This window comes from Psychrosphaera haliotis (assembly GCF_009728465.1).
Lineage (GTDB): Bacteria > Pseudomonadota > Gammaproteobacteria > Enterobacterales > Alteromonadaceae > Psychrosphaera > Psychrosphaera haliotis.
The window spans coordinates 284,248-305,213 of sequence record NZ_WOCD01000001.1; the positions used below are offsets into that span (position 1 = coordinate 284,248).

Consider the following 20,966-nt stretch of genomic DNA (forward strand, 5'->3'; position numbering starts at 1 on the left):
GTTTCGCCATGAGATCGACAAATGCTATAACCAAAATAAAGGATCGCGCCTAACCAACAGCTCAACAACCATGGAAACCAATATTCGTTCAAGAGAGGAAATAGTTCTGGTTTCCGCGCCTAAACCAATAGCGATAGGCTCTTGAAAAAGCCATAAACCAATACAAAGCAATGTTATGACAATAGTGCCAATTAATAGAATAATGCTGCCTAGACTTTTTGCATAAGCTCGATTACTTGAACCTAAGGCGTTAGAGATTGATGCTGTTGCCGCAATGCCTAAACCAACTTGAATACCAATCACCACTTGATAAATAGGAATTGAGTAACCTAAAACGGCTAAAGGCTGCGCCCCTAATTGTCCAACAAAGGCACTATCAATAAGCTGGCTGCCCATTATGGCCAATAGTCCTACCAGCAAGGGCATTGTTTGTCGGTACAAGGTGAGAAATTGTGGAGTTTTATAGAAATACATGAATAACCCCCACTAAATTCTAAATTCTAAATTCTAAATTCTAAATTCTAAATTCTAAAGAAAAAGAGCCCCGAAAGGCTCTTACAGTATAGAAGCGATAAAAATTATATCGAAACGACAACTTTACCAATCGCTTTACCACTTGCTAAACGATCGTGTGCTTTACCAGCATCAGCCAGCTCAAAGTGCTGCTCATCTAGCACAGGTGTTAATTTACCTGCATCTACAATTTCAGCTAGTTTCGCTAAAACTTCACCGTGCACTTCACGCTTGTGATTATGCAACATAGGAATCAACATAAATACAACGTTTAAAGACAAGCCTTTAAAGTGAGCCGTAGTTAAATCAAGCTCCACTAATGAAACTGTAGTAGATACTTGCGCATTTAAGGCTGCGGCATCAAAAGAGTTCTGTAGGTTTGGCCCACCAATAGTGTCGTATACCACATCAAAACCAGCACCAGCTGTATGCTTTGCAACATAATCTTCAACTGACTCGTTAATGTAATTAATTGGCGTACCACCAAGTTTAGTTATCAACGCAGCTTGAGTATCGTCGCCACCAGTGGCATATACTTCACTGCCAAAATACTTAGCCAGTTGAACAGCTAAATGTCCTACGCCGCCAGCACCGCCATGAACTAATACTTTTTGACCTTCCGTAACACCCGCTCGTACTAATCCTTCATAAGCAGTAATGCCCACTAATGGAATAGCCGCAGCTTCACGCATAGTTAAAGACTTAGGTTTGTGCGCGATCAATTTAGCATCTGCCAACATAAATTCAGCTAACGCACCTTGTAAATCTGCTAGTCCGCCAGCACAACCATACACTTCTTCACCAACGTTAAAGTTAGTTACACCTTCACCAACTGATTCAACAACACCAGCAAAGTCCATACCTAATACCGCAGGAAGTTGCGGAGCCAAAGGACCTAATTCTGTTCCCATCTGGCGTATCATCATATCAACCGTATTTACGCTTGTTGCTGCCACTTTAACAACAACGTGTCCGGCTTTAACTTCTGGTTTTGCTAATTCAGCCGCTTCGAATAATTCTGTTCCGCCAAATTCTTTTATTATCATTGTTTTCATTTCAAGTTCCTCGTTTGGAGTTAGTGAAATGAGTATATGCACCTAGTGTAAATTTGATAATACTCAATATTAAACAATTAGTATCAACAGATTATTGATAATGGCTTAACGGCAATTTAATAACAGACAATTTTTAGCCTAAATAACAAAAATAGCCTTGCCAACTCAATATAACAAAATTAGTATATAACAAAATCATTATGTACCGTTTTTTATCTATATTAAGGTTGTTATGAAAGTTTTATTCCTATGTACAGAAAATTCAGCACGTTCAATTATGGCTGAAGCGTTGCTTAAGCATCATGGCAAAGGCGAATACGATGTGTACAGTGCGGGCACTAGTCCTGCGGGAATAAACACTCAGGCACGCCAAGCCATCGAACATTTTGGTTTAAGTATTAACGGGTTATTTTCTAAAAACGTCAGTGAGTTTGCTGGCGAACATTTTGACTATGTCATTACACTTTGTGAAAAAGCGGGAAAAGAATGCAATACAGAAGTGACGGGCGATCACAATTTAGCTTGGGACTTCCCTGAACCTCGAACAAGAAAAGATAATAATCCTTACGAAAAAACGCTACAAGAACTCAATTCGCGACTAAAAATGTTTTTACTGATCCAAGAAAAACAAAAACCAGCGCCAATTACCCCTACTCTCTTTTATAAATCTTTAGCAGATGACATTCGATTAAAAACCTTGGTCCTCATTGCCGTTGAAAAAGAGTTATGCGTATGTGAGTTAATGGCTGCGTTAAAAGAAGAGAGTCAACCAAAAGTTTCGCGTCACTTAGCGCAGCTAAAAAAAGCAGGAATATTGTCCAGTCGAAAGCACCAACAGTGGGTTTACTACTCTGTTAATCCTGACCTGCCCCACTGGATGCAAAATGTCATTAAAATAACCATTGTTAATGAGCCTCATTTTATTGATGAAGAACTTGCTCAGCTTAATGCAATGGGTGACAGACCAACACGGGTTGAAACGTGCTGTGCCTAAAGCTGGGTACTTAAAGCTAAGTACATAAAGTAAATAAAATTAAGTACTTAATCTTAAATTATTTTTTGATTAGCCGTTTTAAGAAATGGCTATAAACACAATTATATAAACTATCAGTGAACAAATATTGGAGATAAATATGGCTATAAAAGTAGGTATTAATGGCTTTGGTCGTATGGGCCGCTTAACACTTCGCGCCGCTTTTGGTTGGCAAGACATTGAAGTTATTCACATAAATGATCCTGCAGGTAATGCGGAAACGCTCGCTCACTTATTAAAATATGACTCGGTTCATGGTATTTGGCCAAACGAAGTAAACGCTAGTGACGGCGTTATCAAAATTGATGGTCACGTTATTAACGTCACTCAAAATAAAGCCATCTCAGATACAGATTGGTCTAAATGTGATTTAGTTATTGAAGCTTCTGGCAAAATGAAGACTAAAGCCCTACTACAAAGCTATTTTGACCAAGGTGTTAAAAAAGTTGTTGTGACGGCTCCGGTAAAAGAAGACGGTGTGTTAAATGTTGTGCTTGGTGTTAACGACCACCTATATTCAAGTGAAGAGTTTGATATCGTTACAGCAGCTTCCTGCACCACAAACTGTCTAGCGCCTGTAGTGAAAGTATTGCAAGACAAGATTGGTATCAAACATGGCTCTATGACGACAATTCATGACATCACAAATACCCAAACTATTTTAGACGCGCCACACAAAGACCTACGTAGAGCAAGAGCATGTGGCATGAGTTTAATCCCAACAACCACTGGCTCGGCAACCGCTATTACTCATATTTTCCCTGAATTAAAAGGTAAATTAAATGGTCATGCCGTACGAGTTCCTTTAGCAAATGCTTCACTTACTGACTGTGTATTTGAAGTGGAGCGTGAAACCACCAGCGAAGAAATAAATGGTTGGATGAAAGAGGCTGCTGAAGGCGATTTAAAAGGTATCTTAGGTTATGAAGAAAAGCCGCTAGTGTCGATTGATTACAAAACTGACCCTCGTTCAAGCATTGTTGATGCACTGTCTACTATGGTTGTGAACGGTACACAAGTTAAAATTTATACTTGGTATGACAACGAATGGGGTTACGCAAACCGAACGGCAGAACTCGCGTTAAAAGTCGCACGTTCTATCAACAAATAAACGATAGTCATAAACCCTAACGCAGAGATAGAAGTTAATGCAACGACTAGCTAATCTACCTTCAGAAATAAAACAGTACCTAGTAGTAACAGGTAACTACTGGGCATTTACACTAACCGACGGCGCATTAAGAATGCTCGTGGTTTTGTACTTTCATCAGTTAGGTTATACACCACTGAGTATTGCCATGCTGTTTCTGTTTTATGAAGTGTTTGGCGTTGTGACTAATTTAGTCGGTGGCTGGATTGGTGCAAGGCTAGGCTTAAACAAAACCATGAATATTGGTTTAGCGCTGCAAGTTGTTGCATTGTTGATGCTCGCGGTTCCTAGTGGTTGGCTAACGGTTGTCTATGTAATGGTTGCTCAAGCACTTTCGGGTATAGCTAAAGATCTTAATAAAATGAGCGCCAAAAGCTCTATAAAAACCCTCGTTGCAGAGGGCCAAGAAGATACCCTATTTAAATGGGTTGCTATTTTAACCGGCTCCAAAAATGCGTTAAAAGGAATTGGCTTTTTCTTAGGTGGTGTACTGCTGACCTTGCTTGGCTTTAAAGGCGCTATGATATTTATGGCGTCAATATTGGCATTGGTTTGGGTATTCAGCATGATAGTGCTTAAAAAGGATTTGGGTAAAGCCAAAACAAAACCTAAATTCACCGACATTTTTTCTAAAAGCCAATCTATCAATATTCTCTCTGCTGCACGCCTGTTTTTATTTGGTGCGCGAGACGTTTGGTTTGTTGTTGCCCTGCCTGTTTTCCTATCGCAAATATTCGACTGGGATCACTGGCAGGTTGGTGGCTTTCTTGCGTTGTGGGTTATTGGATATGGCATAGTGCAATCGTTTGCGCCTAAATTGATAAAAACAAACATGCCAATATCACCTTCGCAACAAACGGTAAAGTGGGCATCACTTTTGGCTATTACACCTTTGGTTATTGCGCTCTCGCTGCACTTTAACTGGTACGTTGAAGTATTTGTCATTGTTGGTTTGATGGTATTTGGGGTTCTATTTGCCATCAACTCGTCGTTACATAGCTATCTTATTGTGAGCATGGCCGATGCTGATGGCGTCTCTTTAGACGTTGGGTTTTATTACATGGCAAACGCATTAGGGCGACTAATAGGCACAATTTTATCTGGTTATATTTACCAGCAATATGGCCTTGAGTATTGCCTAATCATTTCATTCGTTTTTATTACGCTTACAACACTTATATCAATGAAATTACCAAACGACGTAGCTAAGCCCGTTTAACAAACTTTGCTGTCACCATCACTTCCCCAATGCCATCAACTTTACAATCAAGTTGGTGGTCTTTACCTTCCACAATTCGGCGAATCATTGCTTTAGTGCCTACTTTTATCACTTGGGAACTGCCTTTTATTTTTAAGTCTTTCGCCACCGTTACTTTGTCACCTTCATTTAGTAACGTGCCATTAGCGTCTTTAACTATTATCTTTTCTTCGGCTTCTATCTCAACCGGGTTCCACTCGTAACTACATTCAGGACATACAAGGTGTTGCTGGTCTTGATATACAAATTCAGACTTACAGCTTGGACAAGGAGGGAGCGACATTTTGTTCCTTTTTAAATTTTGGCTTTAGTTTTGGCTTTGCCTAGGTTTAAACTTAACTCTAAACGTTGGTTTTCGTCTAAGCTGCAGTTTTCAGTTTTCAGTTTTCAGTTTTCAGTTTTCAGTTTTCAGTTTTCAGTTTTCAGACTTTGCCTGGTTTTTTAGTATTTTCACAATTCGATTGATCATAATTTCAGATAAATTCCATTCATAACCTTCAAAATCAGTTGTGTTAATAAACTGCACTACAACGGTGTCTATATCATGATGGTACTCAGCATAACTTTGATAGCCAACAACCAGCCCACCATGTTCGTATACATATAACTGGTCGTAAATTTCTTTTTCGCCTTCCTCAAACACAGAGCCGTCGTTTAATGCTCGAAGAAAAATCCCAACGTCTTCAGCGGTGGCCATCATGCCGTAATCTTGTGGCTTTTGATCTTCTTCATAACCAACATAATAACCACTCATGACGTCATCTAAATTAACATCATTAATAGAGCCGTAGGTATTTTGAAGCCCAAGAGGCTTAATAATGCGCTCATCTATAAATTGATAATGATTGTACCCTACCGTTTGCTCGATTATTTTACGTAATAATAAGTAGTTAGTATTCGAGTACTCATAACCTTCGTTTGGTGCAAAACTGGCTGGTAAATCTAGCGCAAATTGCAAACTTTCATCTGTGGTGTGAGGGTGATCAAGCCAAAATTCAGGATTGTTTGAAAAATTAGGAATACCGCTGCGATGTTTTGTCATCATTTGTATGGTTATTTGCTCAAAGTTTTCAATTCGACCTACTAGCTCAGGGAAGTATTCGAAAATAGGTGTATCAATAGACAGACGTCCTTCATTAGCGAGCTTAGCTATAGAAACGGAAACGTAGAGCTTGCTGATACTGGCAATCTTAAAAAGTGATGTCGGATCAGCTGGTATTTTATTAGCTCGATCATTCCAGCCACCTGTATAAAAATTAGCGGGTTCACTGCCCTTTTGAACATAAACAATCATGCCATCAAAGCCATGCCCAATAGCTTCATCAACCTGTGCTTGAACTGTATTTGGTAGAGGCAACAGCCAAGCATAAACTAATACCCAAGGCACAAAAAATAAAGAGATAACTGTCCCCACAAATAAGCTTAATCTTGCAATTACGATACTAATGGGTGTGTTTGATTTGACCGTTTTTTCTTTGCTCGTTTTCACTAAAATAGTCTTACTTTTTATGGTAGGAAGCTAACTATAAACTGATACGTCTTACTTTTGAACCGTTACGCTAAATACAAATAGCAACATCAAGCCTAAATTAACTAAGCACACCTAAATTCAGTAGCCTAGTCGCCTATCAGGCTAGCAACCTAGTTGGTGTAAAGTAAACCACTTGTAAATCATCACCTTAACAAGTAAACTTCGCGCCGAAATGGACTTTCACCAATGACAATACGTAGATCTATACGGTTCATTGGTGCCAATAGGTCCATCTATAATTAAAGGATTTAAAAATGAAAACACGTGCATTAATACTGAGCCTATCTCTTCTTTCCTCTAGCGCAATTGCAAACACCTACAACAATCAAGTAGACGTTGACTATTTCAGCGTAGAGAGCTCTAACATAATTAAGCTAGAAGGTACGCATTACCTTCAAAGCGTTTCTACTAATAATACCGCGTGGGCACAAGCGGCGTTCATGGGTCGAAATACTAGTGTAAACGTTAGTTACACAGACTTCGACGGCGACATATCTAACTTAGTGCTAGGCGGGGATTACTATAATAACGACTTATTTTTTGGCTTAGACGTTGTCTATGTAGACGTTGATGGCTTCGATAGCGATACAAGTTTAGTAGGTGAAGTAGGTTATTTTCTAAAACCAAACTGGATGGTGTCGGTTGCCGCTTCTGAAGAAGATTTTTCTGATACGTTAGTATTAAGCTCAAAATACATTGCAACATTAGGCGACGGCCAGTTTGTAAATTTTGAAGTGTCTTACAAAAACTTTGACAGCGACATTGTTGCCGCCGCTGACTACTTTTGGTCACCTCAATCTAGTATCGGTGTTAGCTTGTCTTCAGAAGAAAGCGTGAACGGCACAATCAGAGCTCAACACTTCTTTACCCCTTCAATTTCTGCTCGCGTTGAATATGTTTTATTAGACGGCAGTGATAATGGTGTTTTAATTGGCCTTACTGGTCGCTTTTAATACGAGTCAATATTAAATTAGTATAAAAAAGGGAGACAGCTGTCTCCTTTTTTATTAGCTAAACTTTTAGCTAAACTATCAGCTATACCAATTAAACTACTGAGCCTTCCACAATTTGTACTACCCTATCTCGACCTCGTTCTTTCGCTATATATAAAGCTTTGTCGGCATCTCGAATTGCATCAGAAACGTTGTTCGCTTGGGTTACTTCACACACGCCAAAACTACTGGTAACTAACAGCTCCTTGCCACCTATCTTAAGTGGATTGGCACTCAACGTTTGTCTCAATGAGGTTAATACCTTATTAGCTTGATCTATATTCGTATCAGGTAATACAAACATGAACTCCTCACCACCCCACCGCGCCAAAAAGTCTTGTTTACGTAAACGATGCTTAAAAATAGAAGAAATAGCCACCAGCACGTCATCTCCTTTTTCATGGCCTAACGAGTCATTAATATGTTTAAAGTGATCGATATCGGCTATAGCAATACAAAAGCAACGGTTACTTCTTTGTGTCCTAGAATATTCACTCTCAAGTACCGTTTGAATACCACGTCTGTTCATCAATTGAGTCAGGTGATCATGATGAGCCATTCGCTCAAACTGTTCTGATAATTTTAATGTAGTGCGGTAGCTTCGCTCTCGACTGTATTCGTAAAATGCTGACAGAAAGCCAACGGTTATAAATGAATACAATAATCTCGTTTTAAAGGTGTATGAATATGAGGTTAACAAAAGAGAGTCGTCATAGACAAAAAACAACATTACACAAACAACAACAAATGCAATTAAAGCCAAAACCCCTCTTACAAACCCAGCGAAAAACATGGTGACCGGCGCGACTAAATAAATCCATAACGGCCCAGTATTATCTGCCCCACCAGTGACTAACAATGCTAAAACCAATATCATTAAACACGCAATGAGCAGACTGACAGATATAAACCGTCCCGTCGACGATTCGAATTTGATTTGAATACGCTGAGATATAAAAAAGATAGCGCTGGCCATTGCGAGTATTGCAGTCAAACCAAAGTTGTCATCCAGTAAAGCTCTGATACCCAATAAGAACGTAACAGACACGCCAACGGCAGCAAAACAGGTTCACTACCATTATTCGACGATTTGTCTCATCTTTATATTGCGGGCGGACACCGCTGTGAATGTAATCCTTAACTTTATTATCATGAAGATTGACTAACACCTTAATGGTGACTTATATAAAAAAATGACTCTCAAGCACACTATCATATGCGTCTCTAATAATGAAACATAAGACAAGGCGTCCGAATTTTCAAATTATACTTGATAAACTAAACAGCAAATTCAATACCCGAACTTAAAGCGATTAAAGCTCTTAATACGACTAAGTGACTTTAATCTTAGTGTATTTTTGAATAAGCAGGATTATTAATATGTTTAAGGAGTTTCGGTTCTGGCAAACAGTCATCGTCTACGTAATCAATAAAGTCCGCGGATGAGTCAAATACCAGAACATCTAAGGCAAGTCTGTCTAAACCATATATACCGCGATGGATCATATCAGCAGAAAATACTAACAAGTCTCCCGCTGCTAAGGGGATTTTTTTGCCTAAAGGTAAGTCATCATGGCTTTGATAGCCATTAAGCTCTTCTCTAACATTAAGCTCTTGGTCATTATCCCAGCGCGCATGACTGCCAGGCACTAACTCCATGCCTAACTCATCAAATAACGGGATCCTAAAATGTACAACTTGGGTCTCTTGTATTGCTTTTTTCTGACCTTCTAAATCATGATCATACTGACAATCTCTATGCCAGAAGTCTTTTTGTTCAGGCCTTACAGGATTAAAAAACAACTGAGTGTTCATAAAGGCAGGGTTTTGTTTAATAACGGTGTGAACCACTTCTAATAGTTTCGAGCAACTAATAAAGTTAAACAACGACAATCTGCCTGCGTCGTCTAAATATTGGCTTCCCGTTATAATGAAGAGTTAAAGGCTTCTTCATTATAGAAGGTTTGATTATCGGCTTTCCAACGTTCATGGAACTCTAGGATCACAGTTTTTAGTGAGGATATTTCGGTTTGTGTAAAAAAGTCTCGTAAAACAAAATAGCCAACCTCGCTATACTCATCTCGACATTGGCTATATTTTTTATTCATACTTTATTTTTTTACTGAGAATACGCAGAAGTCCGCAAACGCTAAGACTTCCCATTACAATTACTTGTAAAACGCTTCTACAGTGCCTTTCATTTTAATTAACAAAGGCTGGCCACGACGGTCAAGAGCTTTAGCAGACGCTACTTTAACCCAACCTTCGCTAATGCAGTATTCTTCAACGTCGTTGCGCTCTTTGCCATTTAGTAAAATACCAATGTGGTGCTCAATAACTTCCTCGTTGTAATGTGGGCTGCGAGGATTAATAGATAAGTGATTTGGTAATTCTGGTAAATCAGTTTTGTCGTTCATGTTAAAATTCCGCTACTTGCCACATCAATTACAGGCATGACATAAAAAAAGTGCGCCATTGTAGTCAATACTCAACAATGGCTCAAGGATTAGTCGTGACCTTTAGTGCAAACTAATATTTCTAGATTGTTCAAACAAGCTCTTTCGATATGATGAAAACGGCAATAACAAGTGTAAAAAGCCCAAAGAACTTTTGTAACGTCGGTCCTTCTAGCTTTTTCGATAATTTGGTAGAAAACGCCATACCTAACAAGGTTGCAACTAACATAAAGGGTAACAGTGGAACTTCTAAAGGGATCCCGGCTTGTAAATCACCTATAAAGCCAATAAGAGATTTTAAAGCAATAATAAATAGCGACGCTCCTACGGCATTCTTTATTGGCATCCCTAAAAACAATACCAACGCTGGAATAATTAAGAAGCCGCCACCTGCGCCTAATATGCCAGTGACAAATCCAACTACCGCACCTTCAAACATAATTAACGCAACATTAACTTGTTTTGGCTGCAAATTTACACCGTCGTTTGTGGGCGGAGTTCTCTTATAGGCCTTTACTAACATCATCACAGCAGAAGCCAACATCAACGCAGCAAAAAACAACATGATAGCCGTGTTTTTCGACAACTCAAAAGGTGAGCTAATTAAAGTATCGGGTATATTTGGCATTACAAATGCGCGAGTAACATACACAGCAACGATTGAAGGTGCTGCGAATAAGAGTGACGCTTTAATGTCAACAAGCCCATCTTTAAAGTAACGATACGCACCAAAAGCGGCTGTTGCACCTACCAATAATAGTGAGTAACCCGTCGCAATATCTGGTGATACGCCCATTAAGTAAACCAAGATAGGCACTGTAAGAATAGAGCCACCGCCACCAATGACTCCTAAAATAATACCCATGATTACCGCCATGAAATAACCGAGCACAATCATAGTATTTCTCCTACCCAACTCTGTTAAAAGTTAATTAACTGGCTGAGCAATGTTAGTTAATGGGTTTTAGTTAAAGCTGATTGAGTGGAATTTTTAAGTACCTTGTTCCATTCTCTTCTTTTGGCGGCTCTTCACCTGCACGTATGTTTAATTGGATGGCGGGTAAAATAAGCCTTGGCATCGCTAGCCCTTTATCCCGTGTTACACGCATTTCGATAAATTCTGCCTTCGATATGCCGTCGTGAACATGTTTATTAGACTCTTTTTGCTCCTTCACAGATACGTGACTTCTGTGACTTCGGCCTTCAGTTGGATAATCATGACAAACGTAAATAAAGGTATCTTCAGGTTTTGATAAGAGTAACTGAATAGATTCGAATAGTTGAGAAGCGCTGCCACCTGGGAAGTCACAACGTGCTGTACCCACGTCCGGCATAAAAATAGTATCCCCGACAAACATGACTTCGTTTTCTAGGAAGTAAACAAGGTCTGCAGGCGTGTGCCCAGGGGTGTGCATGACAGTAAATTGCAGCTGCCCCAGCTTAATAACATCACCATAATCAAACAGTTGATCAAATTGGCAGCCATTAGGTAAGAACTCTTTTTCTAGATTAAACAAGCTCTTAAAAGTATCTTGAACTTTAGTAATGTGTCTACCAATACCAATTTTTGCCCCATATTTTCGTTTAAAATACGGGGCTCCAGAAATATGGTCGGCATGAGCATGAGTTTCTAGTGCCCACTCCAACGAGAGACTATTGGAATCTATATACTCAGCGATTTTATTAACGCCAACTTCAGATGTGCGGCCTGACTGATAATCAAAATCAAGCACAGGGTCAATCACTACAGCTTGTTTTGATACACGGTCAAAAACAACGTAACTAAAGGTCTCACTATCATGATCCAAAAATTCTTGAATTGTATATTTGTTGTTGCTCATAAAGTGTGTCCTCAATACCAAAATAAAATTTTAGGCGTAAACGATACAAACAACCACTATATTAGAAAACCCTAAATTAACAAAACCCTTATTTATTATTTTCTTGCTCGGCAATAAGGTCTTGTAATGCTTGTTTAAATGTAGCTTGAGGCTGAGCACCTGTTAGTCCGCTGGTACGGTTAAATAAAACGGTTGGTACGCCTGTTACGCCCATTTGACGCCACTGAGCTTCTAATGCTCTTACTTTGTTCTGAGTTTGAACATCGGCAAAAACAGCTTCACATTGCTCAGCAGTAATGCCAACTTTACCCGCCTCTTCAATCAATACACTTCGTTGAGATACATCTTGACGCTCTGTGAAAAAAGCAGAGAACAAACGCATTTTAAGCTCTGTTTGTTTGCCAATTTGATGTGCAAAGTCCAATAACAAATGGGCATCAAAGGTATTTACTATCTTCATGCCATCAAAATAATCAAATTCAAAGCCGTAGTCCGCACCTAACTTAGTTAAATTTTTACGAGCATTATCACTGTCTTCACTGCTTGAACCATACTTTCTGGCTACGTGAGCTTTAAGCTCTTCGCCTTCTACTGGCATATCAGGGTTTAACTCAAAGGGTTGCCATTCAATTTCTACTTTGTCCCATAAGTTCAGCTCTTCAATGGCTGCCTCTAAGTGTTTGTAGCCAATAATGCACCAAGGGCACACAACGTCTGAAATAATGTCTAATTTAATTTTATTGTTCATTACATTGCCTTCGAATTCGTCAAAGTGTAAATATGGGGACTAACCCCCGTGGATCAATACGCTTTGTAGCGTCATTCATTGTTAAATTTTTTGCATAAAAAAACGAGGCCATTTGCCTCGTTCTTTATAAGTGATTTAAGTTGCCTATTCTTACTTACAGGCTGACTAGCTAACTTACTGGCTAGATAACTTAATTTTTCAGCAGTGGTAAACGTACATCAGACTTAATATACACTTCCATACGACGGTTTTTGTTCGCATCGTCGCTCACTAATTCAGTTTCGCCCTTACCTTCAGCGTTGATAACTGAAGAGTCTATACCGAAACGTTCAGTTAAAAATGAAGCTACTGACTGTGCTCGTTTTAACGACAACGTTTGGTTATAAGCCGCAGGGCCAGATGCAGATGTGTGGCCAACTACATTAAGCGTATCCACTTTATACTCTTTAATAAACGCAGCTAAGTCTGCTAAGTCACCATAGTAACGCTCATTGATTTCAGAGCTGTTATTGTCATATAAAACCACAACTCTTTTATCAACAGGCTGAACAACAAATTGAGAACAACCGTCTTTATCTACAACATGGTTAATTGGCGTATCTGCACACTTGTCTTTGTCATCATAAACGCCGTCACCATCAGTATCTAATGGTTTAGGCTCTGCTGCTGCAACCGACTGAACTGGTGCTGGTTGAATTACTTTTTCCGGCTCAGACTTGACGATTGGCGCAGGCTTTTGAACTGCAGGCGTGTAAGTAGGTCCATTGTCATCAAAGAAATAACGCACACCTAAAGCAACAACACTCACGTCATCGTCCTGTAACGGAATATGCTGGTAGCTTAGGTAAGCTTGTGTATTGTAATTAATGTGATATCCAACTTCGCCACCTAACCAAAAGCCTGAATCTGAACGTTTACCCGTTCCCATATTTTTTATAGCAACACCATCTAACTTTGTAGAAATAGTGTCCATTTCCCAATCGTAATAACCAAGTTTACCCGTTATAGTGAAACCGTCTTCTAATGGTAAAGTACCAAGAACGCTAAATGACATGCCATCCGCCGTTTCTGGATAAACACGCTCGGCTAAATCATAATAAGACTGTAAGTTGTTTGCAGTGCCTGAAAAGCTTGCTGAACGATCACCTAAATCCTGATAACCACCTTCAACACTAAAGTACTGGTTAAAGCGGTAACCAACAAAAAGACTATAGCTAGAATCAATTCGGTCAATAGAGGTTGTATTCGGAGTTATTCCAGAGTTTGCATAAAATCTATCTAAGCTTTGTGATGAAACGTCTGTTTTAGCTTGGCCTACTTGCCCACCAATATAAAAGCCTAATGCGTATGGCCACTCTTTCTCAGTTTGATTATTATCTTCAGCAAAAGCAGAGTGAGACATGCCTGCTAATAACGCTACTGTTAAATTTGAAAGAGCTATTTTCTTTCCTATTTTCATCTTTATTTCCTTTGGTAATAACATTGAATATGAATAACGTAAATATCAGCAAAACTACAGGTTATCTGCTTTATTGGGGTATTTTGGTACAACATAACCTTTAGGTCAACGTTCATATTGAACACCTGAGTTTTACCATTGAAATTAAACTAAACCATTGAGTTCATTATAAACTTGATTACAATGTAACCAACCGCTGATAGTGAGACTTAAAATGCAAGCTGACCGATTTATTCCGTTTAGAAAACAAGACATTATTGAAATGTGCAGTAGTGAACTTGCAAATAAATTTGATTTAGAGTCTTTTCATCAATTTAGCGAATTGCTTTCAAGTTATATACATTTTAACTATCACGGTATTTTAGAGTCACTCAAAAATGACTATGCACCTTTTGATCCCAATGCCGATACCAGACTTTTAAATGCGTTAAGCGATGCACAAAAACGTCAATGCCAGCAGTCTTTTGCCAGTAACTTTGCCAACGTTTTAAATGCCGCCAATTACGAAAAGATTACAGAACAAGACCTTCAAGACGCATTAACGGAAGAATCGTTATTTAAAGTTCGATTGGAAGTCGAATTTGAAGATTTTGAGCAAGTAGTCTTTTACCGACGCGGAGAATCTCAAAAAAGTGAAACACTTCGTTCGTTTTTTGGCTTACGCAAGCAGGTTATAGACTTCACTAATTACGATCGCGTTGCCGTTTTCATTACCTTAAAAAGCGCTGCGCATTTTAGTAAGAAAAACAAAGCACCTATCGGTTTTGAACCAGGCTCAACCATAATCAAACTGTTTCAAAACGTGCCTAAGGCAGACTTGGAAATGTTATTTCCTAACAGTGAAGTTAAAATGCGTCGCATCGACAAAATCCTTATTGGCGCATCCGCCGCGGTTGGTGGTTCCGTTGTTTTAGCAACAAAACTAGGCCCTTCTATTATTCTTCTTGCTGCATTGTTTGGTTTTTGGTTAGGACTTAAAGACAACCCCGTTGAAATCACGAAACAACACCTGTTTACTTTAGGCATGGGTTTTGGAGTTTTAGGCGGCTTTGTTTTTAAAGAATGGAGTAAGTTTAAAAACCGCAAAATAAAGTTTATGAAAGCCTTATCTGACAGCCTGTATTTTAAAAATTTAGATAATAACGCAGGTGTTTTCCATACACTTATTGATTCAGCGGAAGAAGAGGACGTAAAAGAAGCCCTGCTCGCCTATACGTTTTTACTTAAAAACCCTGACGGGATGAACGCTACGGAATTGGATACAACCATTGAAACCTGGTTTGAGCAAACTCACAAATGTAAACTCGATTTTGAAGTTGAAGATGCGCTTGATAAATTGGAGCGTATGGACCTAGTAAATAAAAAGATTAATGTCACTAGAGGGCTTGAACCACAAACAAATTCTGGGCCTCAAACCATTTATGTTGCTAAGCCTCTAAAAGAAGCTAAGCAACAACTTGATGAAAAGTGGGATAATATTTTTAATTACAACATTAACGGTTAGTTTGAATTTTCCGAGCAACTAGGTTTTAGGTGTGCACCAAACACCAAATAAGCCATGGCACCGCCATACATATCAACCACTATATGCAAGAGAACTGGAACTAATAATGATCCCGTCGCTAAATAAATCAATGCTATGATTAAACCAAGTACCGCAGTGCGGATCACATGAATAGGGCCTTGGTAAATATGAGGCAAACCAAATAAAATACTAGAAATAATGACCGCTCCATAGGTGGGTAAATCGTCACCTAAGGCATGCATTAAATAACCTCGAAATAGAATTTCCTCACAAATTCCAGCACTAATAGAAACGCCATACATAAACCAACGATACTCTTTAAGGTTAGCTGGTAAAAACCACTGAATGTATGCCATTTGCGTTTTTAAAGTCTGTTGCTCTTCGTCCTTCTTTTTAAGCTGTTGTAGTGAGTAATAAAAGTACCCTGCCAACAATAAAACAAGCAAAAACCCCAGTTGGTTTACCCAATCCCACTTAAAAACAAATCCAATATCATTTAAATCAAGTCTGCTGCCAGCACCACTCTGAAATATAACAAGCATCAGCAACAGAACAGGTAACCAGAGCATTACAATAGTGCTGACATATAAACCTATGCGTTTTTTTGGATTAGACAGAACTAAGCGTTTATCCGCTTGCGAAGTAAAATAAATGTAAACTGGGTACAATAAAAAATAGGCCCACAATAAATATTCCATAGGTTTCTCTTTGTTTTAAAGTAAGGGTTAAGAATGAATCTCATAGTACCTTTCAAAAACAATAAACAAATACTATTATAGTTTTAGATAGTTATACTAAAAGTTTATAAAATATGTTTAAAACAGAAACCCTTATTGCCTTTGTACTTGTAGCAAAACACCGCAGTTTCACATTAGCGGCTGAAGAGCACCAGCAAACACCCATGGCGATTAGCAAGCAAGTTTCCCAGCTTGAGCAGCGCTTAGGCTCTCCCTTATTTGAACGTACAACTCGTAAGGTCAACTTAACGCAATTTGGCCAATCATTTTTGATCAAAGCAAACAACATACTTGAGCAGCATGAAGCACTTCAAGACTGGCTAGAAACACAAAGTGGAGAATTCACGGGCTCATTAAAAATATTGAGTCAGGATATTCAAACTTATGAGGAAACTATCTTTCCATGGTTAGCGGAGTTCAATCAGTTGTACCCTAATATTCAGTTGTCGTTTGATGTGCAAGAAAATGCCATAGATATTGAACAAAAACCCAACGACATATACTGGGGCGTTGCTGATTACCTAGGTCAAAAACATCCAGGATTAAAAAGGCGCTCTTTATGGAAAACCAAACTGGGGATCTTTGCCTCACCTAAATATTTAGCGAAATATGGTACGCCTCAAACACCTGCAGAACTGCGAGAGCATTCCATGATCAGTCATACTCATTCGCAACCAGACAATGCTCTAGCCGTTAATCAAACGCCCAACAGCGCACAAATAGAAATGGAATTTGAAATATTAAACGTGCCTATTAAAACGGTGGCTTGTCATTCTAAACTTGCTATTGATGGATTAGGATTGATTAATGCGCTTCATGACAATAATGACATAAAACAGGCGGTTAAAAATAAACAACTTGTTCCGGTATTAGCTGAGTACTGGTATCAAAACGCAGAGATTTACCTTTATTATCATAATGTAAAAATAGAACAGCCAAAGGTAAGAGCCTTTATAGATTTTTTCTTATCCAAAAGAGAATTTTGGTAAAAGTACGTTATTAGAGTCTCACTATTAAACTAGCTCTTGTGACAGTTCATCTACTATAACTACTTGGTTTCGTCCGCTTTTCTTTGCTTTATATAACGATGCATCGGCCAACTTAAGCAAGTCATCAAAACTAACTTTACTAGCAACTCCGCTCGCTACACCAACACTAATAGTGACTTTGGCAAAATCATTAACGTTATTTTCATCAAAATAACATCGCATTTTTTCTGCTAACGCTCTGGCTTGTAAAACATCCGTATCGGGCAAGAATACAAGAAACTCTTCTCCGCCCCACCGAAGAATAATGTCAGATGCGCGTAAGCGACTTTTAAGAGCGTGTGCAACGTGTTTGAGCACATCATCTCCCACAATATGGCCAAATTCATCATTGATACGCTTAAACCAATCTAAATCTATCAGCAATATCGACATTGAAGTTTGTTGACGACTGCCTAGGTTCCAAACGGGATAAACGAGTTCTTTAAGAGCCCGGCGATTGTACAAACTTGTTAATGGATCAATTCGAGCATAATGTTCAGCCGTTAGTTTTGCGTCGTAAGCCACTTTAAAATTAAAAGCGAAGGATACTGACAATAATGACATTTCTAAAAGCATACCTATTTCTATGCCTCTAAACGCCCATTGCGTATAAGGAAATAGCCCCCACGTTGTCATGCTAGATATGAAGGAACCGGTAGTGCCCAGAAATACTGCAGGAACAAAAAACTTAGCTAATGGGTTACCACTTTTTAACGAATAATACCCAATGATTAACATCCAGACAGTGACTGTGCTGAGAATGATGAGCTGCGCCATAACCGCAAATGATTTGCTACCGACTATAACAATAAGGCAGCCAACTATGGCCAAGAACCCATAGATAAAAGGTCGGTAGGAATATAACTTAGGTAAATACTTCTTTACTTGTAAATACTCAATGGTAAACATAACCCCGGAGCATAAATACACAAACATAAGCAGTGGCATTAACCATTGTTGTAATGCAGGCTCTGTTGGCCATAGCAACCAAAACCCATGCCCTGTATACATAAAGTTGAATGCAGTAAATGAAAACAAATAAAACGAGTACAAAAAGTATCTTAGCTCTTTGGAGTATGCGTAAAGCGCCAAGTTGTAAATGAGTAGAATAATTAAAGCACCGTACAATGCACCATAAAAATATCCGTTGTGTTGATCAAATTCTTCAACGCTTTCTACGTCACCAATATAAACCGGAAATGTCATGGGATCGTCTGACTTTAAGCGCATTACAATATAAGTAGTACCAGGCTTAAACTGGTAAGCAACTGAGGGCATACGCTTTTGACGTTCTCGATTAGAAAAAGCACTAGTATCACCAAGCATTACAGTCTTAGCTAAAATACTTTGCTCGTAAAAGAAAACATCTATTTCATCTAACCATGCGTTATCCACTTTCAAGATTAACGGCACTGAGCTATCTGATGTGTTTTTAATGGGTAATACCGCCCAAACGGCACTATTAGTAAACCCGAAGCTTACTTCATTGTTATGATTTTTGACAAAATCACCGAGCCTAAATCTAGCGAATGCGTCATCCACATCCAACAAGAGTTTTGGATCTTTTAGGATAAACAACTCTGAGTTAACAAGCTCTATTTGCGTATTGAGTGGAATTGATTTGGCTACTGAAACACTAGAAAATATGACAAATAAAACTAGCCATATTGTTATAACTGACTGATAAATTTTTCTCAATTTATTCAAGGTCTCATTTAAGGTGATATTCATCGCTCCATGCGGTTCAATAAACGTTAGATTCTGATGGTTTTAGCTTTTCACAAATTGTTTAAAAATGATACAAAATAATATTAATTTTGTATCATTGATTTAAATACTATATTTCGGGAACATTAAAAATTGGATGATGTTTCATTAACAGTAATTAAAAGCTTAAAAAGAAAAACGCCTACTGAATAGTGTAGACGTTTAAATTTCAATGTAACTACTATTTGATATATTTTAATTTAATAAACAAACTGCCCTACTTTAAATCGCCACCAAACACTAATGCACCATGTTTATAAACCTGAATAGGCTGGCGCAGCGTAGATAAGACTTTATATGGATTTTCATCTAATACAACGAAGTTTGCATTTTTACCTGACGTTAATGAACCGATGGACTCTGCAACGTTAAACGCGAGAGCATTACCAAGTGTTACTGCTTTAATAATATTTTTATTTGAAATGCCCGCTGCTTTCCATGCTTGGATTTCGCCATACAACGAAGACCCATGCAAAGTTCCTATATTTCCAGCATCGGTTCCTAAAGAAACATTAACACCAGCTGAAACAACCTGATTTAAATTAAGCTCTTGCATTAAATGGTAACGCTCAGAGAAAACGGCTTTTAATTGTTTGATAATTGACTGTTCTTGCTCCGAGAGCATTGCAATTTCCGCTTCACTATTGTCAACCAAAGGTAAATATTTATTAAATAACTGCAAAATATTGTCCGCTTTAGCTTTCTCTTTGTTCAGTAAATCAAAGCTCTTGATGGTACTAGTTAATGCATTTTTCGTTTCAATGTCACTAAATGATAATTCGTTTTTCAAAAAATCAAAATAATGGTGGTATACGGTTAGAGTCGGCATGTAAGTGACATTATTTGACAACATCATAGTAATTAAATCTTGGTCTATGGACTCTCTTAATACGCCATGCACCAGAATATCAGCCCCGGCTTTAATGGCCCATTTAGCGCCCAACAGTTTTTCTACATGAATAGCTACAATTAAACCATTACGTTTAGCAGTTGAGATTGCCGGTTTAAATATCTCAAGAAGCTGTTCATGTGAAAGCCCCGTTTCTTGTGTCCAAACAACTTTAAGTATATGAGTGCCTTGGCTTATTTGCTGTTTTGTTAACTCCTTCGCTTGTGCTTTAGTGGTCACTTTAGAAAACATAGGCCCATTTACATCTAAAGAAGGCATGTCCATCGGCGATAACAATGCCCCAGAGTAGTAAATTTCCGGTAATGCTTCTATTTTTGAAAGCCTTTTATACTCGGAGATATATTCACTTGGCCCACCTAAATCAAAATAGACGTTATTCCTAAACGTATGTATGTGCTTAATATCTTTTCTCGATTTTTGAAGAGAAAGTCTTGTTCATCCTCATAAGATAATATTTTTCTTGCATCTACAATGTCAGGCCTAGTGAATGCTCCACCAGACTGAGCTAAATGCACATGACCGTCAATCAAGCCTGGTAAAACCCACTTCCCTTTCAAATCTACCTTTTTTACACCATATGGTATCGGAGTTGAGTTAGGTTGGATTTTAAGCACCTTTCCTTTAGAAACAAGAATCGTTGAATCAGTAATAGGTAATTCTAAACTAGGGTCTAATATATTTGCATTCGTGAACGCCACCATTTCTTTGTCGTTCACTGGCATAACTTCAGGTTGCGATGCTGATGCTAAACTCGAAAAAAGAATAAAAGGTAAGATTACCATTACCCAAACCATTATATTTTTGTTTATTAAAGTCATGAAACTTCCTTATGCTTTCTAAATCACGAGAATTTCGTGAGTAAATGTAAATGTCTAACCCATAGTGGTGCTTTATTGTTTTGAAAGTCTTACTTTAGTTCTATAATTAATCTATAACTTTTCTAAAAAACCAACAAGCCATTGT

22 protein-coding genes are annotated in these 20,966 nt (G+C 38.4%); 6 read left to right on the plus strand and 16 right to left on the minus strand.

The annotated features are described in order from the left end of the window. Positions 1-24 precede the first annotated feature (24 nt). Both GNP35_RS01280 and GNP35_RS01285 read right to left on the minus strand, forming a co-directional pair. Complete coding sequence (locus GNP35_RS01280; protein WP_196492369.1) at positions 25-396, minus strand: MATE family efflux transporter; 372 nt, start codon at positions 394-396, stop codon at positions 25-27. A 182-nt stretch (positions 397-578) separates the two neighbouring features. Beyond that, positions 579-1,568, minus strand: a complete 990-nt coding sequence (locus GNP35_RS01285; RefSeq protein ID WP_155693798.1) for a zinc-dependent alcohol dehydrogenase family protein — start codon at positions 1,566-1,568, stop codon at positions 579-581. A 232-nt stretch (positions 1,569-1,800) separates the two neighbouring features. On the opposite strand from GNP35_RS01285, the gene GNP35_RS01290 reads away from it, so the two are divergent. The 3 genes from GNP35_RS01290 (at position 1,801) to arsJ (ending at position 4,970) form a co-directional block, all read left to right on the plus strand. Beyond that, the gene (locus tag GNP35_RS01290; RefSeq protein WP_155693800.1) at positions 1,801-2,562 is read left to right on the plus strand and encodes a metalloregulator ArsR/SmtB family transcription factor; all 762 of its coding nucleotides are present in this window, start codon (positions 1,801-1,803) and stop codon (positions 2,560-2,562) included. A gap of 139 nt (positions 2,563-2,701) precedes the next feature. Continuing rightward, a complete protein-coding gene (locus tag GNP35_RS01295; protein ID WP_155693802.1) occupies positions 2,702-3,712 on the plus strand; it encodes an ArsJ-associated glyceraldehyde-3-phosphate dehydrogenase in 1,011 nt (336 codons plus the stop codon). A 37-nt stretch (positions 3,713-3,749) separates the two neighbouring features. Then, the gene (gene arsJ / locus GNP35_RS01300; protein ID WP_155693804.1) at positions 3,750-4,970 is read left to right on the plus strand and encodes an organoarsenical effux MFS transporter ArsJ; all 1,221 of its coding nucleotides are present in this window, start codon (positions 3,750-3,752) and stop codon (positions 4,968-4,970) included. Here arsJ and GNP35_RS01305 read toward each other — a convergent pair. Together GNP35_RS01305 and GNP35_RS01310 are read right to left on the minus strand one after the other, a co-directional pair. Further along, positions 4,957-5,292, minus strand: coding sequence for a zinc ribbon domain-containing protein YjdM (locus GNP35_RS01305; protein ID WP_155693806.1), 336 nt, complete (start codon positions 5,290-5,292; stop codon positions 4,957-4,959). The genes arsJ and GNP35_RS01305 overlap by 14 nt on opposite strands. 132 nt (positions 5,293-5,424) lie before the next feature. Then, a complete protein-coding gene (locus GNP35_RS01310; protein WP_330997659.1) occupies positions 5,425-6,498 on the minus strand; it encodes a serine hydrolase domain-containing protein in 1,074 nt (357 codons plus the stop codon). Positions 6,499-6,794: 296 nt separating this feature from the next. On the opposite strand from GNP35_RS01310, the gene GNP35_RS01315 reads away from it, so the two are divergent. Then, on the plus strand, positions 6,795-7,493 hold the full coding sequence (locus tag GNP35_RS01315) for a putative porin (RefSeq protein WP_155693808.1): 699 nt from the start codon (positions 6,795-6,797) through the stop codon (positions 7,491-7,493). Between the two features lie 91 nt (positions 7,494-7,584). Here GNP35_RS01315 and GNP35_RS16185 read toward each other — a convergent pair whose 3' ends face one another. From GNP35_RS16185 to GNP35_RS01350, 8 genes are all read right to left on the minus strand, one after another. Then, positions 7,585-8,580 carry a GGDEF domain-containing protein gene (locus GNP35_RS16185; protein ID WP_330997660.1) on the minus strand — a complete coding sequence of 332 codons (996 nt, stop codon included), beginning with the start codon at positions 8,578-8,580 and terminating at the stop codon, positions 7,585-7,587. Between the two features lie 299 nt (positions 8,581-8,879). Next, positions 8,880-9,419: a phytanoyl-CoA dioxygenase family protein gene (locus tag GNP35_RS01325; RefSeq protein ID WP_330997661.1), complete on the minus strand. Its 540-nt coding sequence runs from the start codon at positions 9,417-9,419 to the stop codon at positions 8,880-8,882. 38 nt (positions 9,420-9,457) lie between these two features. Next, a complete protein-coding gene (locus GNP35_RS16190; protein ID WP_330997662.1) occupies positions 9,458-9,640 on the minus strand; it encodes a hypothetical protein in 183 nt (60 codons plus the stop codon). Between the two features lie 60 nt (positions 9,641-9,700). Beyond that, on the minus strand, positions 9,701-9,949 hold the full coding sequence (locus GNP35_RS01330) for a DUF3297 family protein (protein ID WP_155693810.1): 249 nt from the start codon (positions 9,947-9,949) through the stop codon (positions 9,701-9,703). Between the two features lie 130 nt (positions 9,950-10,079). Then, on the minus strand, positions 10,080-10,886 hold the full coding sequence (locus GNP35_RS01335; protein WP_155693811.1) for a sulfite exporter TauE/SafE family protein: 807 nt from the start codon (positions 10,884-10,886) through the stop codon (positions 10,080-10,082). 70 nt (positions 10,887-10,956) lie between these two features. Next, positions 10,957-11,829 carry an MBL fold metallo-hydrolase gene (locus GNP35_RS01340; protein ID WP_155693813.1) on the minus strand — a complete coding sequence of 291 codons (873 nt, stop codon included), beginning with the start codon at positions 11,827-11,829 and terminating at the stop codon, positions 10,957-10,959. Between the two features lie 88 nt (positions 11,830-11,917). Beyond that, entirely contained in the window at positions 11,918-12,577 is a 660-nt protein-coding gene (locus GNP35_RS01345) for a DsbA family oxidoreductase (RefSeq protein WP_155693815.1), read from the minus strand. Between the two features lie 190 nt (positions 12,578-12,767). Beyond that, entirely contained in the window at positions 12,768-14,036 is a 1,269-nt protein-coding gene (locus tag GNP35_RS01350; protein WP_196492370.1) for an OmpA family protein, read from the minus strand. Positions 14,037-14,250: 214 nt separating this feature from the next. On the opposite strand from GNP35_RS01350, the gene GNP35_RS01355 reads away from it, so the two are divergent. Further along, a complete protein-coding gene (locus GNP35_RS01355; protein ID WP_155693819.1) occupies positions 14,251-15,540 on the plus strand; it encodes a TMEM143 family protein in 1,290 nt (429 codons plus the stop codon). Here the strand turns inward: GNP35_RS01355 and GNP35_RS01360 are convergent. Beyond that, positions 15,537-16,259 (minus strand): CPBP family intramembrane glutamic endopeptidase, encoded by a 723-nt coding sequence (locus GNP35_RS01360; RefSeq protein ID WP_155693821.1) that lies wholly within the window; start codon positions 16,257-16,259, stop codon positions 15,537-15,539. The genes GNP35_RS01355 and GNP35_RS01360 overlap by 4 nt on opposite strands. 113 nt (positions 16,260-16,372) lie before the next feature. On the opposite strand from GNP35_RS01360, the gene GNP35_RS01365 reads away from it, so the two are divergent. Further along, positions 16,373-17,287 carry a LysR family transcriptional regulator gene (locus tag GNP35_RS01365; RefSeq protein WP_155693823.1) on the plus strand — a complete coding sequence of 305 codons (915 nt, stop codon included), beginning with the start codon at positions 16,373-16,375 and terminating at the stop codon, positions 17,285-17,287. 24 nt (positions 17,288-17,311) lie between these two features. Here GNP35_RS01365 and GNP35_RS01370 read toward each other — a convergent pair whose 3' ends face one another. The 3 genes from GNP35_RS01370 to GNP35_RS01380 all read right to left on the minus strand — a co-directional run bounded on the left by GNP35_RS01370 (position 17,312) and on the right by GNP35_RS01380 (position 20,821). After that, positions 17,312-19,057 carry a sensor domain-containing diguanylate cyclase gene (locus GNP35_RS01370; protein ID WP_155693825.1) on the minus strand — a complete coding sequence of 582 codons (1,746 nt, stop codon included), beginning with the start codon at positions 19,055-19,057 and terminating at the stop codon, positions 17,312-17,314. Between the two features lie 253 nt (positions 19,058-19,310). Continuing rightward, the gene (locus GNP35_RS01375) at positions 19,311-20,267 is read right to left on the minus strand and encodes an amidohydrolase family protein (protein ID WP_155693827.1); all 957 of its coding nucleotides are present in this window, start codon (positions 20,265-20,267) and stop codon (positions 19,311-19,313) included. Positions 20,268-20,359: 92 nt separating this feature from the next. Further along, positions 20,360-20,821, minus strand: a complete 462-nt coding sequence (locus GNP35_RS01380) for an amidohydrolase family protein (RefSeq protein WP_155693829.1) — start codon at positions 20,819-20,821, stop codon at positions 20,360-20,362. Positions 20,822-20,966: the final 145 nt, after the last annotated feature.

Bases quoted from the DNA above. Each gene is read 5' to 3' on its own strand.
- GNP35_RS01335 (WP_155693811.1), bottom strand. From the start codon at position 10,886: ATGATTGTGCTCGGTTATTTCATGGCGGTAATCATGGGTATTATTTTA.
- GNP35_RS01375 (WP_155693827.1), bottom strand. From the start codon at position 20,267: ATGGACATGCCTTCTTTAGATGTAAATGGGCCTATGTTTTCTAAAGTG.
- GNP35_RS01380 (WP_155693829.1), bottom strand. From the start codon at position 20,821: ATGACTTTAATAAACAAAAATATAATGGTTTGGGTAATGGTAATCTTA.
- GNP35_RS01305 (WP_155693806.1), bottom strand. From the start codon at position 5,292: ATGTCGCTCCCTCCTTGTCCAAGCTGTAAGTCTGAATTTGTATATCAA.
- GNP35_RS01365 (WP_155693823.1), top strand. From the start codon at position 16,373: ATGTTTAAAACAGAAACCCTTATTGCCTTTGTACTTGTAGCAAAACAC.
- GNP35_RS01295 (WP_155693802.1), top strand. From the start codon at position 2,702: ATGGCTATAAAAGTAGGTATTAATGGCTTTGGTCGTATGGGCCGCTTA.
- arsJ (WP_155693804.1), top strand. From the start codon at position 3,750: ATGCAACGACTAGCTAATCTACCTTCAGAAATAAAACAGTACCTAGTA.
- GNP35_RS01350 (WP_196492370.1), bottom strand. From the start codon at position 14,036: ATGAAAATAGGAAAGAAAATAGCTCTTTCAAATTTAACAGTAGCGTTA.
- GNP35_RS01330 (WP_155693810.1), bottom strand. From the start codon at position 9,949: ATGAACGACAAAACTGATTTACCAGAATTACCAAATCACTTATCTATT.
- GNP35_RS01355 (WP_155693819.1), top strand. From the start codon at position 14,251: ATGCAAGCTGACCGATTTATTCCGTTTAGAAAACAAGACATTATTGAA.
- GNP35_RS01290 (WP_155693800.1), top strand. From the start codon at position 1,801: ATGAAAGTTTTATTCCTATGTACAGAAAATTCAGCACGTTCAATTATG.
- GNP35_RS01280 (WP_196492369.1), bottom strand. From the start codon at position 396: ATGGGCAGCCAGCTTATTGATAGTGCCTTTGTTGGACAATTAGGGGCG.
- GNP35_RS01360 (WP_155693821.1), bottom strand. From the start codon at position 16,259: ATGGAATATTTATTGTGGGCCTATTTTTTATTGTACCCAGTTTACATT.
- GNP35_RS01285 (WP_155693798.1), bottom strand. From the start codon at position 1,568: ATGAAAACAATGATAATAAAAGAATTTGGCGGAACAGAATTATTCGAA.
- GNP35_RS01340 (WP_155693813.1), bottom strand. From the start codon at position 11,829: ATGAGCAACAACAAATATACAATTCAAGAATTTTTGGATCATGATAGT.
- GNP35_RS16190 (WP_330997662.1), bottom strand. From the start codon at position 9,640: ATGAATAAAAAATATAGCCAATGTCGAGATGAGTATAGCGAGGTTGGC.
- GNP35_RS01370 (WP_155693825.1), bottom strand. From the start codon at position 19,057: ATGAATATCACCTTAAATGAGACCTTGAATAAATTGAGAAAAATTTAT.
- GNP35_RS01345 (WP_155693815.1), bottom strand. From the start codon at position 12,577: ATGAACAATAAAATTAAATTAGACATTATTTCAGACGTTGTGTGCCCT.
- GNP35_RS01315 (WP_155693808.1), top strand. From the start codon at position 6,795: ATGAAAACACGTGCATTAATACTGAGCCTATCTCTTCTTTCCTCTAGC.